Origin of the sequence: Streptomyces sulfonofaciens (assembly GCF_014656295.1) — a bacterium.
In the GTDB taxonomy this organism is placed as follows: domain Bacteria; phylum Actinomycetota; class Actinomycetes; order Streptomycetales; family Streptomycetaceae; genus Streptomyces; species Streptomyces sulfonofaciens.
Window position 1 is genome coordinate 17,324 of the sequence record NZ_BNCD01000027.1, and the last position, 15,484, is coordinate 32,807.

Consider the following 15,484-nt stretch of genomic DNA (forward strand, 5'->3'; position numbering starts at 1 on the left):
GTCACATAGGTGTAAGGAGGGGCCGGCGATGGCCGCCGTCCGTGCCAGGGTGAACCGGCGATTGCCTGCACATGTGCGGTGCACGTCGCTCACCTTGCACCGCGGTAACCGTGAGTGAGACCATCGCCGGGTTCCCAGTCGCCCCGAGGTAGGTAACCCTGTGTCCCAGCTCATAGCCAAACCCCGTACCACCGCAGTCGTCCTGGCCGGCGGTACCGGTCAGCGCGTGGGTCTGTCGATTCCGAAGCAGTTGCTGAAGATCGCCGGCAAGGCGGTCATCGAGCACACGCTCACGACCTTCGAGCGTGCGGACTCCATCGACGACGTGCTGGTGCTCATGGCGCCGGGGTTCGTGCCGGACGTCGAGAAGATCGTCGCCAAGGCGGGGCTGAGCAAGGTCACCAAGATCATAGAAGGTGGCGCCACCAGGAACGAGACCACCGAGCGCGCCATCGAGGCCCTCGGCGAGGGCCTGGCCGAGGGCGAGGACCGCAACCTCCTCTTCCACGACGCGGTGCGGCCGCTGCTGTCGCAGCGCGTGATCGACGACTGCGTGGCCGCCCTGGAGCGCTACCAGGCCGTCGACGTCGCCATCCCGTCCGCGGACACGATCATCGTCACCCGCACGCACGGCGAGGACGGCGAGTTCATCACCGAGATCCCCGACCGCTCCCGGCTGCGCCGCGGCCAGACACCGCAGGCGTTCAAGCTCTCCACCATCCGCAGGGCCTACGAGGTCGCGGCCGGTGACCCGCACTTCCAGGCCACCGACGACTGCTCGGTGGTGCTCAAGTACCTGCCGGACGTTCCCATCCACGTCGTCGCGGGCGACGAGTTCAACATGAAGGTCACCCAGCCCGTCGACGTCTTCATCGCCGACAAGCTCTTCCAGCTCGCCTCCGGCGCCGCACCGGCCCAGGCCGGCGAGGAGGCCTACCGCGAGCTGCTGACCGGCAAGACGATGGTCGTCTTCGGCGGTTCGTACGGCATCGGCAAGGACATCGCCGACCTCGCCGAGAGCTACGGCGCCAAAACCTTCGCGCTGGGCCGCTCCACCACCGGCACGCACGTCGAGAACCCGGAGCACGTCGACGACGCCCTCTCCAAGGCGTACGCCGAGACGGGACGCGTCGACTACGTCATCAACACCGCGGGCGTCCTGCGCATCGGCAAGCTCGCCGAGACCGACAACGCCACCATCGAGGAAGCCCTCAAGGTGAACTACCTGGCGCCGGTGCAGATCGCCCGCGCCTCGTACAAGTACCTCGCGGAGACCAAGGGACAGCTACTGCTGTACACCTCCAGCAGCTACACGCGCGGCCGTGCCGAGTACAGCCTCTACTCCTCCACCAAGGCCGCCATGGTGAACCTCACCCAGGCCCTCTCCGACGAGTGGGCGGGCGACGGCATCAGGGTCAACTGCATCAACCCCGAGCGCACCGCGACCCCGATGCGCACCAAGGCCTTCGGCCAGGAGCCGGCCGGCAGCCTGCTGTCCTCCGAGGCCGTGGCGCGCGCTTCCCTCGATGTGCTGGTCTCGGAACTCACCGGCCACGTCATCGACGTGCGCCAGCAGGATCCGACCAAGCCCGCGCACCAGGCCACGGGCTTCGAGCAGGCCCTGGCTTCCGTCCTCGACCGCCAGGACGCCGTGTAATATTTCGCGACAACCATGGATACGGGCCTTCGAGAGCGCTGTAGCGGCGATCTTGAGGGCCTGTGCCCGTGAGGGCCGGAAATTCACATGGTGTGCACGGCGCACACAACCCGTACACGGCCGATCGACCCCGCGCGGCGGCCGATCACACTCCGCACGCACCGCAGTACGACCCGCACCGCACACACTCGACCGGGTTCGGCCACCCCCGGGCCCACACTCTGAAAAAGTCGGCATGACCCCCCAGAAGTAGGTCCTCCGTGATATCCACCGCCATCCGCGTCGCCCGCGTGGGCAGTCGCGCCGAGCTCGCCGCAGCCGTCCTCATGCTGCTGGGCTACCCCGGCCTCACCGTGGCCGCGCTGATACCGAGTGTCGGGGGCTTCGCAGCAGCAGGTGCCGTGACATACCTGGCGGACAGATACCTCCACCATCGCGGCAGCTACCTCATCAACCGGCTCGGCAAGGTCCGCGCCGGTCTGTCGATCCGCTTCCTGGTGCGCGAGCTGCTGCTCATCCTGCTGCTGGCCCGGATGGACCTCTCCACCCAGCCGGTGTTCTACGCCGCGATCGCCTGCTTCCTCGTCTTCTTCGGCTTCCAGGCCCCGCACAGCGTCCTGACCACGCTGATCAAGCTGCGCCGCAGGCTGCCGGTGGTCACCCGCAACGTCGACCTCTCGAAGGTGTCCATCCCGGACGCCCCGCCGCGCCGGCTCACCCACCGCGCCGCGGAGAAGATGCTGCACCTCGACCTCGCCGCGGTCGCGGGTCTGCTGGTCGCCGCCCGGGCCGACGCCCCCGTGGCGGGCTTCGCCGGCATCGCCGTCACCCTGGTGCTCGGCCTCGGCTACCTGGTCGCCCTGGTGCCCTACGTGCGCGGCAGGCGCATCCCCTCCGGCGCGGACGTCGTCCTGGACAAGGTGGACGACTGGCTGCGCTCCTACCGGCCCGAGACGGTGCTCTACTTCTCCGGCTCCAAGGACTCCGCCTACCAGGTCAACATGTGGTTGGAGACGCTGGAGCAGCTCGACACCCGCCCCCTGGTGATCCTGCGCGAGCGCGTCATCCTGAAGAAGCTCGCCCGCACCGGCGTCCCCGTCATCTGCGTGCCCGGCGGGGTGCACCTGATGAACATGGACCTCTCCTCCGTCCGCGTCGCCCTCTACGCCGCGAACGTCGGCAAGAACATCCACCTGCTGCGCGTGCCCACCATGAAGCACGTCTTCATCGGCCACGGCGACAGCGACAAGCTCGCCAGCGTCAACCCGTTCAGCAAGGTCTACGACGAGGTGTGGACGGCCGGCCGCGCCGGACGGGACCGCTACGCACTCGCCGACGTCGGCGTGCGGGACGAGGACATCGTCGAGGTGGGCCGGCCCCAACTGGCCCCCATCCAGCACTACGCCGGCGCGCCCGAGGGCCGGATCCCCACCGTGCTCTACGCGCCCACCTGGGAGGGCTGGGACGACGATCCGGGCAACACCTCGCTGCTGCTCGCCGGCGAGAACATCGTCCGATCGCTGCTCGCGGCCGACCCGGCGGTGCGGGTGCTCTACAAGCCGCACCCGTTCACCGGCACCCGCAGCAAGGCCGCCAAGGCGGCCCACGACCGCATCGTCGCCCTGGTGGAGAAGGCCGCGGCGCAGCGTGCCGCCGACCCCCGCTGGACCGCCGACGAGGCGGCCCAGGGCGCGGCACGCGCCGACCTGGTCCGCATCGAGGCGGAGCTCTCCCGCCTCGCGGGCGGGGGCGACGACGAGCGCGACGAGGCGGAGGCGTCCAGGGACGGCATCGCCGACCCGGAGCGCGAAGCCCGCGCCAAGCGGCTGCGGGACGAGTGGAACGCCGCCTACTGGCGCTCCTTCCCGACCTGGGAGCACCGCGTGATCACCGGTGCGGAGCCGCGCCTGTACGACTGCTTCAACGTCAGCGAGGGCATGGTCTCGGACATCTCCAGCGTGGTGTCGGACTTCATCGCCAGCGGCAAGCCGTACGCCGTCACGGACTCCGCGGGCCTCGGTGCCGAGGAGTTCAAGCGGCAGAACACCGCCGTGCGCGCCGCGGTGATCCTCTCGAACGCTGCGGTCGAGCTGCCCGAACTGCTGGCCGCGGTCCGCAGCGCCGACGCCGACCCGCTCGCCGAGGCCAGGATCGAGCTCAAGGAGTACCTGCTCGGCCCGGACGAGCCGACGTCCATGGAGCGCTTCAACGCCGCGGTGCGCGACCTGAAGGCGCGCGCCGAGGCGCGCAACGAGGGCCAGGGCGCCCTCGCTGCGGAGCTGGAGACCATTCCCGTGCCGCGCGCCGAGCGGAGCGCCGGGGCCGCGCCGACCGGGGCCGCGCCCGCCGGGAGCGAGGCGCCGATCGCCTGAGCGGGGCTTTTCCCCGGTCACCCGAGCGAGGCTGCCGCCCGGCGTCCGCCTGATCCGAACCGTCCACCCGATCCCGGGGCCCATGCCCCGGGGTCGGGTTTTCGTATATCCGTACGCGTGATGGACGTCACGTGAAGGATATGCGGTGTTCGGACAACGCCACCCCCCGGTGCGTCGTCTTCTTGGTGACCGGTGGAGGAGAACAGAAAAAGGGAGCCTGGATGAGTGTTCCTGACGTGAGCGTCATTGTCGGGGCATACGAGGCGATGCCGTACCTGGTCCGCTGCCTGGAGTCGGTCGAGGCGCAGACGCTGCCGGCCGACCGCATGGAGGTCATCGCCGTCGACGACGGCTCCACCGACGGGTCGGGCGAGTACCTGGAGAAGTTCGCCGCGCAGACGGATCTGGCGGTCAGGGTGGTCCGGCAGCCGAACTCCGGCGGCCCCAGCGGCCCGCGGAACGTCGGCCTGGGTCTGGCCCGCGGCCGGTACGTCTTCTTCCTCGACGCCGACGACCACCTCGGCGAGGAGGCCCTGGAGCGGATGGTCGCGATGGCCGACCGGCACGGCACCGACGTGGTTCTCGGCAGGATCAAGGGGATCGACCGCACGGCACCCAAGTCGATGTTCCAGGACGGCAACCTCGCCCGCACCGACGTCTTCTCCTCGAACATCAAGTACACCCTCAGCGCCCAGAAGCTCTTCCGGCGCGCCCTGGTCGAGCGCCACGGCCTGCGGTTCGACGAGTCGCTGACGACCGGCGAGGACGCACTGTTCACCCTGGACGCCTACCTGCGGGCCGACGGCGTCTCCGTCGTGGCGGACTACACCTGCTACTACCTGGTCGGCCGGGACGACGGAAAGCACGCGACGAAGCGCGGCAGCTACACGCGCCGCTTCGACTCGGCGCGCGCCCTGATGCGCCTGATCGAGGAGCGGGTGCCCGCCGGGCCCCGGCGCGACACGCTGATGGTCCGGCCCTTCGTGATCACCATCCTGCCGCAGTTCGGGCCGTCCTTCCTCGCGCTCGGCGAGGAGGTCGCACGCCACAAGATGGAGCTGGCCAAGCCCCTGATGGACGCCTACTGGACCAGGGGAGTCGCGGCCCGGCTCAAGGTCCACCAGCGGCTCCGGCTGCACCTGGTGGCGAAGGACCGCGCCGACCTGCTGGTGGACGTCCTCGCCTTCCTCAAGGCGAAGAAGACCCCGCAGACGGTCCTGGAGCGCCGAGGTCGGCGCGCCTACCTGGCCTACCCGCACTTCCGCAGCGCCTCCGCTGGCATCCCCGACTCCGTCTACGCGCCGTCCGAGGCCGAGACCGACGCCATCGCGGGCTTCCGTCCGCCCCGCCGCAGGCCCGGCCTCGGTGCGGCCCGGCGAATGGCCCTGAAGGTGTGGCGCACACGGAAGCGGGACCTGGCGGCATCCTGAGCGGGCGCCGGCGCGCGACGGGCCCGGCCCGCGACGCGGCGGGGCGGGCCCGTGCCGCGGGACCGGACGCGGCGCGGCGGGGCGGCAGCCGGTTCGCGGTGGCTGCCGACCGGTTCGCGGCGGGCGGTGGGACGGCCCGCCCCACCGTGGGACGGCCCGCCGCGGTGCCCGGCCCGGGGTCGTCGCGGGAACCCGTTGCTGCCGCCTGCCGCCTGCCGCCTGCCGCCTGCCGCCTGGTGCCGTCGCCGGTCCGGGCTAGGGCCGCCGCCGGCCCGGGCGGAAGCTCTGAGCGCCCGTCTGCGCGTCCTTCGCGGTGGGCGGGGACACCTGCTGCCCGGGGATCTCCGCGGCCTCCTGAGCGGCCGCCTGCCCCCGTACGGCGGTCTGTTCCCGGGCCCCGGCCTGTCCGGGCACGGTGGACGCCGTGCGACGGGCCATGCGCGCCCGGTGCGCGGCCGCCTCCTCGCACAGCGCCCGGACCGCCGCTGCGAAGCGGACCGCGGACGGCGGGTCGGACGGGCCGAGCAGCCGCAGCTTCAGCTCGGCACGGGCGCCGGCCAGGGCGTCCCGTCCCGGATCGCGCACGCTGCGCAGCAGTTCGGGCACCTGCGAGGCGTCCTCGGTGAGCACCGTGGCCGCGCGCACGGTCGGGAACGCCTCGCGGAAGGCATCCTCCGCAAGACCGCTCGTGTTCGCCACCGCGTACGGCTTCCCACTGGCGAGGTAGTCGGAGATCACGCTCGACACATCGCTGATCAGCAGGTCCGCCTGGTCGAAGCAGGAGTACAGCGCCGGGCGGGCGTCCGTGACGACCTGGTGCAGCCCGGCGGGCAGCGACGCCCAGTAGGCCGCTTCCCAGGCCGCCGTCGCCGCGTCCACCGCGGCCGCCCGGCCCGGCTCGGGAGCGCCCTGCACCAGCATCCGCTCCAGGTCGTCCGCGGCGCGCCGGAAGACCGAGGTGGTCACTCGGTCCAGCTCCTCGGTGCGCCGTGCGAGCGCGGCTCCCGCCGCCTCGTGGCCGGGGTGCCGCTCGCCCCCGCGCTCGGCGTTCGCGGCGTGGATCAACGCCTGGATGCGTTCGTTCGCGGCGCCCGCCCTCGGGTCCACGGATCCTGTCATGGGGTGCGGCTTGTACAGCAGCCGTACGCCCGGGTCGGCGAGCAGCGCCCGTACGACGTTCTCCCCGGCCAGGACCAGCGACGTGTTCCCCGGGTTGCCGTCCCAGCCCTCCCAGGTCGGCGCGTACAGCACGGTGACGAAGGAGCCCGCGGGCGGGCCCGCGAGGGGGCGGATGGCGTCCAGTTGGGGGCGGCCGATCTCGACGACGTCCTTGTCGTCGACGCCCACGTCCGCGAGCGCATAGCGCGCGCGTGCCTCGGGCCCGGCGACCCACACCTGGTCGTACGCCTTCGCGTACGGGTTGCAGGACGACAGCTTGTCGCTCTCGCCGTGGTTGACGAAGGCGTGCTTGAGGGTGGGGATGCGCAGGATGTGGGAGGTCTTGCCGGAGTTCGCGGGGTGGATGAGCACCTGGAGCGTGGAGTGTTCGAGGCGCATCAGGTGGGCGACCTTGGGGATGCACACGATCGGGATGTCCGTCGCGGCGATCCGCTGCACCATGAACCGCTCCCGCAGCACGATCACGGGCCGGCCGCCGAGCCCGGCCAGCGGTTCGAGCCACATGTTCGCCTGGTACGCGGAGGACGCACCCCCCGAGAAGTACATGCCGACCGTGGGCCGGTAGCGCGCGAGCCACGAGTCGAACCACTCCAGGACCTCCTGCTCGCCCGGCGGCCTGCGGCCCGGCAGCAGCCACAGCAGCAGCTCGCCGAGGCCGGCCGCCGCGCATCCGATGGACACCGCGATCCCCGCCGCTGCCGCCGCCGGTGCGCCCGTACCGGCGGTTGCCAGCAGTCCGGTGGTCGCGGGCAGCCCGAGGAGCAGCACCCGGTGCCCCGGGCGGCGCAGCAGCAGCGCGGGCGGTGCGGGTCTCAGCCCGAGCGCCGAGGCGTCCACGTTGCGGGTGACGACGGGCAGCGCCCGGCCGCGGCGCACCAGGATCGCCAGGGCGTGGCTGGCGAAGTGCAGGCCGTAGAAGAACAGCAGCCCGTACACCAGGGGCAGGTACCGGGTGTACTGCTGCTCGTCGTCCAGCCGCAGCAGGCCCGTGACGAGCAGCAGGTCGCGCAGCACCTGGCGGAGCGCGACGTCGGCACGGACCCGGGCGAAGGCGGTGACCACCCCCCTCTGCCAGCGGTACAGGACGCCCTCCATGGCGAGCCCCACGGCCACCGAGCCGACCAGCAGCGGCACATGGGGGAGCACCGCTCCGGCGGCCTGCGCGGCGAAGGACGCCGTCAGGAGCACGGGAGCGGGGAGTTGCGCGAGCGAGCGTCGGGCGCGGCTGGTGGGCGGCATGGCGGGTGGCTCCAAGCGGTACGCGCGCGTGCCCCTCGCGTCGGTACGGGGCGTACCGCCCTCGCGGCGGCCCGGCTGCGCTGTCATCCGGTGCGTGATCGTTCTCCCGGATCAACGCACCGGACGCCGCCTTGGTTATGGCCGTGTTACGGCCGGTACGGCCGGTACGGCCGGCACAGCCGGCCGCCCCGGGCCCTGGCTCCCCGCGCTCAGCCCTTGGCCTGGAGCGCGCGCTTGAGGGGACGGCCGACGGCCCGCCTGGCGCGGCGGTAGACGGACTGCCGGGGCTGTGCCGAGGCGGCCGCGGGGAGCCTGGCCAGGGCGCGCTCCAGCACGGTGTTCCGCTTGGTGACGTCGTCAAGGCGCGAGTGCAGCCAGTTGAAGCGCTCGCTCACCGAGGTGAGGTCGGCGGTGTTCCAGGGCCGCACCGCGGGCGGGAAGTCCGGCTCGCTCATCCTGGCCTCGAACTCCGCGCCCTGGTCGCCGTGCTCGAACGTGTTCTCCAGGCCGTTCTTGGCGAGGAAGCCGGTGAACCGCTCGAAGCGCTCCTTGTGCCCCTTCATCAGCGGGCCGAAGTCCGCCGCCGCGTAGAGGTCGGCGGCGTCCGGGTCCGCGGGCAGGTCGGTGAGCTTGTGGTGCGGGATCTCGAAGTAGCGCGCCAGCTCCAGCGTCCGCGAGTCGGCGCACAGCACGGTGCAGGGGGTGCCGGCGAGCAGTGCGGCGATGTTGCCGTGGATGCGGGACCCCAGGGAGTAGTCCACGCCCCGCAGTTCGCGGATCCAGGTGACGGGGTCGATGTACACGCGGACCTTGCCGTCGCGGTACAGCGGGTGCGCCGGGTGGGTCGGCATGGTGGCCGGACCCCCGTCCGACATGTCCCGCCAGTGCAGAGCCCTTGCCTCGCTGAGGTTCTGCCCGATGAAGCGGACGTCCTCGTACTGCTCCCAGGTGCGCCTCAGCAGTCCGGCGAGGCGCTTGTTGCGCATCGCGCTGTGCGATCCGTTGAGGGCGATGCGGGAACCGGGGGCGAGGGTGTCGGCCTTGTCGATCGTCAGCCGGTCGCCGTGCCAGAACAGCGAGGGGCAGCCGATGACGTCCACGTCCCTGAAGCCGAGGTCCTTGAGGTACTGCTCCGTGAACTCGCCGCGCACCCCGATGCACGCGCTGCGGTCCAGCACCGCCGAGACGAACCGCTTGACCGACGGCTCGATCGGGGCGAGTCGTGCCCGGTCGTGGTTCAGCCCCGCCTGCGCGCCCACGCCCAGCACGACCACCGGGATCCTCAGCTTCGAGATCAGCCGTGTCAGCCGCTTCAGCGGAAGCTCGAAGGAGGGCCGGAAGGCATTGGCGAGGGGGACCACGAATACGTCGAACTCGTCGTTGATGCGCTCCGCGGCGGCGATTTCCGTCCGCATGCCGTTGGAGACGACTTCGGTGCCGGGCGTCGAGAGTATCTTGTGAGCCGCGTCACTGAAGATCAGGTTTCCGGCATTGGTGGCAATGACATCCTGGTGGAGGGCGTCCTCTATGGACAGAGCGGTGAAAGGGCTCTTTCCGGATCTCAGCAGGATGCGGCGAACGGGGTGAGGCATGGATGTCATAAGTCAACTTTTAGTTCCCGAAAAGTTCAATAGCCATATGGCCCGAGTACAACCTTTTCAGCGATTACGGAACGCAGTGAAACGAATATCCTGTGTCACTCCCGGGGGTCCACCGACTGGACGCCGCCCCCGCCTCGTGCCCACCTCCCGTAGATTGCTGCCGTCTGCACGGATCGGCAGGTCGGCGCAACGAGGGGGGAGCGTGTGTCAGGGGTGAACCAGGGCGATGACATCCACAGGGTCTCGGTGGTGGACGCCCGCCGGGTCGTGGTCAAGGTCGGCTCCTCCTCGCTGACCACCGCCGCGGGCGGACTGGACGCCGACCGCGTGGACGCGCTCGTCGACGTGCTCGCCAAGCACCTCAGCCCGCGCGGCCCGCTGCGTGGGCCCGCCGCCGAGGGCCGGGCGCGGCGGGCGCCGGGCGACCGGGAGATCGTCCTGGTGTCGTCCGGCGCGATCGCGGCCGGCCTCGCACCCCTGGGGCTGCGCCGCCGCCCCACCGACCTGGCCCGCCAGCAGGCCGCGGCCAGCGTCGGCCAGGGCCTGCTCGTGGCCCGCTACACGGCGTCCTTCGCCCGCTACGGCGTCCGCGTCGGGCAGGTGCTGCTCACCAGCGACGACACCAGCCGCCGCGCCCACCACCGCAACGCCGCGCGGACTCTGGACAAGCTGCTCGCCATGGGGGCGCTGCCCCTCGTCAACGAGAACGACACCGTCGCCACCGACGAGATCCGCTTCGGCGACAACGACCGCCTCGCCGCCCTCGTCGCCCACCTGGTGCACGCCGACCTCCTGGTGCTGCTCTCCGACATCGACGGCGTGTACGACGGGGACCCGGACCTGCCCGGCAGTGCCCGGATCGCCGAGGTGCGCGGCCCCGCCGACCTGGACGGCGTGCCGATCGCCGGCACGGCCCGGGCCGGCGTCGGCACCGGCGGCATGGTCACCAAGGTCGAGGCGGCCCGGATCGCGGCCGCGGCCGGCATCCCCGTCGTGCTCACCTCCGCGAGCCAGGCGGCCGACGCACTCGCCGGCCGCGACACGGGGACCTACTTCCGGCCCGCCGAGCGGCGCTCCGCCGACCGACTGCTCTGGCTCCAGCACGCCTCCACTCCGCAAGGCGCCCTGATCCTGGACGACGGGGCCGTGCGCGCGGTCGTGGAGGGCAGCGCATCGCTGCTGCCCGCCGGCATCGCCGGGGTCGACGGCGACTTCGCGGCGGGCGACCCGGTCGAGCTCTGCGACAGCACCGGGCGCGCCGTCGCACGCGGCCTCGTCAACTTCGACGCCAAGGAGATCCCCAGGCTCATCGGCCGCTCCACGCGCGAGCTGGCGCAGGAGCTCGGGCCCGCCTACGAGCGCGAGGTGGTGCACCGGGACGACCTGGTCCTGCTGCACCCCTAGGACACGGCCTGCGCCGGCGGGGCCCCGCGCGCGTGGAGCCCCGCCGGGCCGCGGGACCTCCACCGGACACGGGGCGCGGGGCCCCGCGGAGGGGGCCGCCGGTCCCGCCGCGGCGGCCGTCGCCCTGGCGGTGTGTACGTTCCGCAAAAGCACCCCGCGCCGCCGCCCGGCCTGGTCAACTTTGAGCGATGACGTTCTGCTTGACCGTGCGCAAAGGAGACCCCCGTGAGGCGAGCATGCTCAGAGGCGACGTCCCGCGGCGGCGGTGTCCCGCGCGCCTTGAGCGCGGTGGCACAGGGGCGGCCCCTGGTGAGCGTCGCGGCCGAGGGCCCGCGGCACGACGCCACCGAGGAGGCGCCCCGCCTGTGGCACATCACCCTCAGCGTCTCCGGGGCCGAAGCACCCCTCAATGACGTCAGACAGGGCCTCGAACAGCTCGCCCATGACCACCCCTTCCTGCTGACCAGCAGGTACGCGAACGACCACGCGGAGATCCGCTACTGGGAGGAGGCCCGCGACCTGCACGACGCCGCCGCGGTGGCGCTGCGGTTGTGGGGCGAGCACCGGCAGACGGCGAAGCTGCCGCCCTGGGAGATCGTCGGCCTGGAGGTCATCGACCGCGACACCTACCACCAGCGCATCGCCGCCGGACACGGCCCCCTGCCCGCGACCCCGGTCGGCGTCCACCCCTTCTGAACGTCCTGGACGGCTGCCCGCGGGGGCGTCCCGACGGCTGCCCCGTGGGTGCCCGGGGCGCACGGCGCGGGGTGCGGGGTGCGGCCCCTGCCGGCCCGGTGACGCGCGGACCCGCCGCCCGGGCGCCGCTTCCCGGGCCCCGCTTCCCGGGCCCCGCTTCCCGGGGAGCCGCGTCCGGCAGGCATCCCGCGGGGGACCTCGAACGCCACTCGCCCACCACTCGGGCGCCACTGGTGCGCCCGCTCGAAGCCCGCACAGCCGTGCGCTCCCCTGTGGCTCCGCGCCCCAGGCCCGCCGTCTCGGGGTGTGGAACACCCCGGGGAAGGCCGCCCGGGTCGCATTACGCTTCCAGCATGACGTCGCTCTCTGAGAACTTCACGGGCTCGCCGTACGACAGCATGTCTCCGGTCGCGCAGGCCGCCTACCGTTCGCAGGCCGCCGCGGCCGACCTCGCGCCGCTGCCCAGGGCCACCAAGGACGACGTGCTGCTCGCCATCGCGGACGCCCTGGAGGTACGCACCAGCGAGATCGTCGAGGCCAACCAGCTCGACGTCGCCGCCTCCCGCAAGGCGGGCACGAGCGAGGCCGTCATCGACCGCCTCGCCCTCACCCCCGAGCGGGTGCGCACCATCGCGGCGGACGTGCGCGACGTCGCGGCCCTGCCCGACCCGGTCGGCGAGGTGGTCCGCGGCTCCACCCTGCCGAACGGCATCGACCTGCGCCAGGTACGCGTTCCGCTCGGGGTCGTCGGCATCATCTACGAGGCCCGCCCCAACGTCACCGTCGACGCGGCGGCCCTCTGCCTCAAGTCCGGAAACGCGGTCCTGCTGCGCGGCTCCTCCTCCGCCCACCAGTCCAACACCGCCCTGGTGCGGGTGCTGCGCGACGCGGTCGGCGGCGCCGGCCTGCCCGCGGACGCCATCCAGCTCGTGCCGGGCGAGAGCCGGGAGTCCGTGCGGGAGCTGATGCGCGCCCGGGGCCTCGTGGACGTCCTCATCCCGCGTGGCGGCGCCTCCCTGATCCGCACGGTCGTCGAGGAGTCCACCGTGCCCGTCATCGAGACCGGCACCGGAAACTGCCACGTCTACGTCGACGCCCAGGCCGACCTCGACATGGCCATCGACATCCTGATCAACTCCAAGGCCCAGCGGCCCAGCGTCTGCAACTCCGCCGAGACCCTGCTGGTGCACCAGGACATCGCGGACGCCTTCCTGCCGCGCGCCCTGGACGCCCTCGCCGAGGCCGGCGTCACCGTGCACGGCGACCGGCGCGTGCTCGCCCACGCGGAGCGCTCCAAGGCCGAGGTCGTGGAGGCCACCGCGGAGGACTGGGAGACCGAGTACCTCTCGTACGACATCGCGGCGGCCGTCGTCGACTCCCTGGACAAGGCCGTCGAGCACATCAGGCTCTGGTCCTCCGGCCACACAGAGGCCATCGTGACCACCTCCCAGCAGGCCGCCCGCCGCTTCACCCGGCTCGTCGACTCCACCACCGTCGTGGTGAACGCCTCGACGCGCTTCACCGACGGCGGCCAGTTCGGCTTCGGTGCCGAGATCGGCATCTCCACCCAGAAGCTGCACGCCCGCGGCCCGATGGGCCTGCCCGAGCTCACCAGCACCAAGTACATCGTCACCGGAGACGGCCACACCCGCCCCTGACCTCGGCTCGCACGGCCGTCCCGGCGCCGGGACGGCCGCGTCGCCACCGCCCGCGGCCCGGTGCCGCTCCGGGCGGTGGTTCCGGGGCCGTCTCGAGGGTTGGGAGAATTTCCTTACCGTCTGCCCAAATTGACCCCCCAGGACTACCCTGGTCCTGTGCCGGAGGATGTGGGGGGCGCGCCGTCTGCCGACGGCAGGGAGCCCGATGAGGACCACAACCGCGGAGGTGCGGACGACGAGTTCGCCTCCGTGGTCTTCGACGAGGAGTTCGTACGGTCGGCCCCGGTGCACGAGCCCACCGCCGTGGAGCGGCTGCTGGCGGCCGCCGAGGCCCGGGCCGAGGCGTCCGAGGCGGAGTCCCGGCGCGCCCGCACCCGCCGCCCCCGCTCCGACGACGACTTCTACGACGAGGGCTTCGACCCGGACGACGCCCGTGGCCGGCACGACCACGAGTTCGACGACGACCTCTACGACCCCGACCTCCTGGAAGACGGCTACGGACGCCGCCTGCGCTACGGCGCCCCGGCCCGCTGGCACCGCTCGGTGGCCTGGCTGCTGGCCGTGCTGATGGGCGTCGGCATGGTGGCCCTGGCCTTCACGGCGGTCTACCGGGGCGCCTCGTCCGGACGGCAGGACCGGGTCCCCGCGCCCGCTTCGACCGAGGTGGAGAAGACCCCGCCCCGGCACGGCAGCACTCCCCGCACCCCGGTGGACGGCTCCCGTCACTCCTCCGGCGGTACACCGAGCGCCCATACCCGCGCCTTTGCGGAGAACGGCGAGGGAGCGCCCGAGGACAGCAGGTCCCCGGTCCCCGCGATCCCGCACAGCCCCTAGGCCCCCGGGGCCACCCCGGTCCGCACCCCGGAGCCCCGCGTCACCCGGCGTCGCCGCCGTACGTGCCGTCAGGTGCCCCCGCGGCCCGCGCAGTCGGCCGCTACCCCGAGGAAAAGCTGTCCGAACTTGTCGCGCAGCAGTGCGTTTACCGGACAGCCCCGCGACCTACCCTGAAAGTATGGGCGGGCCAGGAGGACACCCACCGGACGGGGCCCCCGAGGGCGTCCCGGGTGGCGGCGAGGACGAGTACCGATCCGTCGTCTTCGACGAGTCGTTCGTCCGGGCTGCCCGGCTCCAGGAGTTCTCCGCGCGGGAGCGCATGGCCGATCACGCCCCGGCCGTCCGCCGCCGCCCCGCACTGCACGGCGGCCTGCCCGGGCAGGCCCTGATCCTCGTCCTGCTGATCGCCGTGGCCTTCGGCGCCGCCGTCTACATGGGCATCCGCCGCCCGTACCAGTCCCCGCCGGTGCCGCACGCCGAGCCGCTGCGGATGACCGTCATCCCGCTCGCCCCGCCCCGGTCGGTACCGGGCGCCGCCAACGCCCCGTACCTCTTCGCGCACAGCCCCGCCGCACAGTTCAGGATCGGCGCCCAGGGCATCAACCTGCCCGCCTCGCGCAGCACCGCGCACTTCTCCGAGAGCCAGGTGGTGACGGCACTGACCACCACCAAGGACTACCTGGTGGACTCCGCGCTCGATCCGGACGTGCTCGCCGGCCGGACCGTGCGCCCGGTGCGGCTGCTGGTGGATGCGCAGCAGCTCGACCAGTTCGACCGCAGCTTCGCCCACCCGGCCGCGGACGGGCGGCACGCACCCACCGGCTGGCTGGTCCGCTTCGACTCCGCCGCCGCCGAGCTGGCCGACCCCGAGATCCGGGTCCAGGGCAGTCTGCACGTGAGCGAGACCAGCCCGGAGACCCTGGAGGTCACCTCCGACCACACCTTCGTCTACGCCCTGCGCCCGGCCTCGGCCGGCCGGACCGGCCACGGCCTCGTCTCGCTGTTCACCGTCCGCCGCCAGATGGTGTTCCGCTTCGACCGCGACGACCTGCGCCTGCACCAGACCGATGTACTCGGGGCCTATGTGCAGGCCGGGCCGCTGTCCTGCTCCGCGGGCTCCGCCGACCGGCTGCGGCCGCTGCTCGCCGGACAGCGTGCGAAGCCCGGCGGCCCGCACACGGGCACCGACCCCTATGCGACCGGCCGGGCCGCCGAACTCTGCGGAACCCTCGCCCCCACCTCCCAGCCCACCCCCGGTCACCAGGGCGACGGGAAGGCCGCCGGTACCTGACCGCTGCCGGCACGGTCCGGGCACGGTCGGGGCGTGGACCGGGGCGGACCGGGGGCACGGGCGGGCGGAAGGACTCGCCGGAAGCGAGCGGGAGACGGCCGCGGGCCTTTCCAGGAAGCGAGC

General features: G+C 72.6%; 10 protein-coding genes. 8 read left to right on the top strand and 2 right to left on the bottom strand.

The window, feature by feature from the left end; genetic code table 11:
- Window positions 1-160 precede the first annotated feature (160 nt).
- From IE313_RS30390 to IE313_RS30400, 3 genes are all read left to right on the top strand, one after another.
- Window positions 161-1,657, top strand: coding sequence for a bifunctional cytidylyltransferase/SDR family oxidoreductase (locus IE313_RS30390; RefSeq protein WP_189937939.1), 1,497 nt, complete (start codon window positions 161-163; stop codon window positions 1,655-1,657).
- 260 nt (window positions 1,658-1,917) lie between these two features.
- The gene (locus IE313_RS30395) at window positions 1,918-4,029 is read left to right on the top strand and encodes a CDP-glycerol glycerophosphotransferase family protein (protein ID WP_189937940.1); all 2,112 of its coding nucleotides are present in this window, start codon (window positions 1,918-1,920) and stop codon (window positions 4,027-4,029) included.
- 221 nt (window positions 4,030-4,250) lie between these two features.
- Window positions 4,251-5,459 (top strand): glycosyltransferase family 2 protein, encoded by a 1,209-nt coding sequence (locus IE313_RS30400; RefSeq protein WP_189937941.1) that lies wholly within the window; start codon window positions 4,251-4,253, stop codon window positions 5,457-5,459.
- Between the two features lie 255 nt (window positions 5,460-5,714).
- On the opposite strand, the gene IE313_RS30405 is transcribed toward IE313_RS30400, so the two are convergent.
- Both IE313_RS30405 and IE313_RS30410 read right to left on the bottom strand, forming a co-directional pair.
- Entirely contained in the window at window positions 5,715-7,877 is a 2,163-nt protein-coding gene (locus tag IE313_RS30405; RefSeq protein ID WP_229925091.1) for a hypothetical protein, read from the bottom strand.
- A 209-nt stretch (window positions 7,878-8,086) separates the two neighbouring features.
- Window positions 8,087-9,478: a polysaccharide pyruvyl transferase family protein gene (locus IE313_RS30410; RefSeq protein WP_189937942.1), complete on the bottom strand. Its 1,392-nt coding sequence runs from the start codon at window positions 9,476-9,478 to the stop codon at window positions 8,087-8,089.
- A 246-nt stretch (window positions 9,479-9,724) separates the two neighbouring features.
- On the opposite strand from IE313_RS30410, the gene proB reads away from it, so the two are divergent.
- From proB to IE313_RS30435, 5 genes are all read left to right on the top strand, one after another.
- Window positions 9,725-10,882 carry a glutamate 5-kinase gene (proB, locus tag IE313_RS30415; protein WP_189938015.1) on the top strand — a complete coding sequence of 386 codons (1,158 nt, stop codon included), beginning with the start codon at window positions 9,725-9,727 and terminating at the stop codon, window positions 10,880-10,882.
- A 225-nt stretch (window positions 10,883-11,107) separates the two neighbouring features.
- Complete coding sequence (locus IE313_RS30420; RefSeq protein ID WP_373317098.1) at window positions 11,108-11,578, top strand: DUF8830 family protein; 471 nt, start codon at window positions 11,108-11,110, stop codon at window positions 11,576-11,578.
- A gap of 353 nt (window positions 11,579-11,931) precedes the next feature.
- Window positions 11,932-13,236: a glutamate-5-semialdehyde dehydrogenase gene (locus IE313_RS30425; RefSeq protein WP_189937943.1), complete on the top strand. Its 1,305-nt coding sequence runs from the start codon at window positions 11,932-11,934 to the stop codon at window positions 13,234-13,236.
- Window positions 13,237-13,392: 156 nt separating this feature from the next.
- Window positions 13,393-14,070, top strand: coding sequence for an SCO2584 family spore wall biosynthesis protein (locus IE313_RS30430; RefSeq protein WP_229925092.1), 678 nt, complete (start codon window positions 13,393-13,395; stop codon window positions 14,068-14,070).
- Window positions 14,071-14,248: 178 nt separating this feature from the next.
- Window positions 14,249-15,361, top strand: coding sequence for an SCO2583 family membrane protein (locus IE313_RS30435; RefSeq protein WP_189937945.1), 1,113 nt, complete (start codon window positions 14,249-14,251; stop codon window positions 15,359-15,361).
- Window positions 15,362-15,484: the final 123 nt, after the last annotated feature.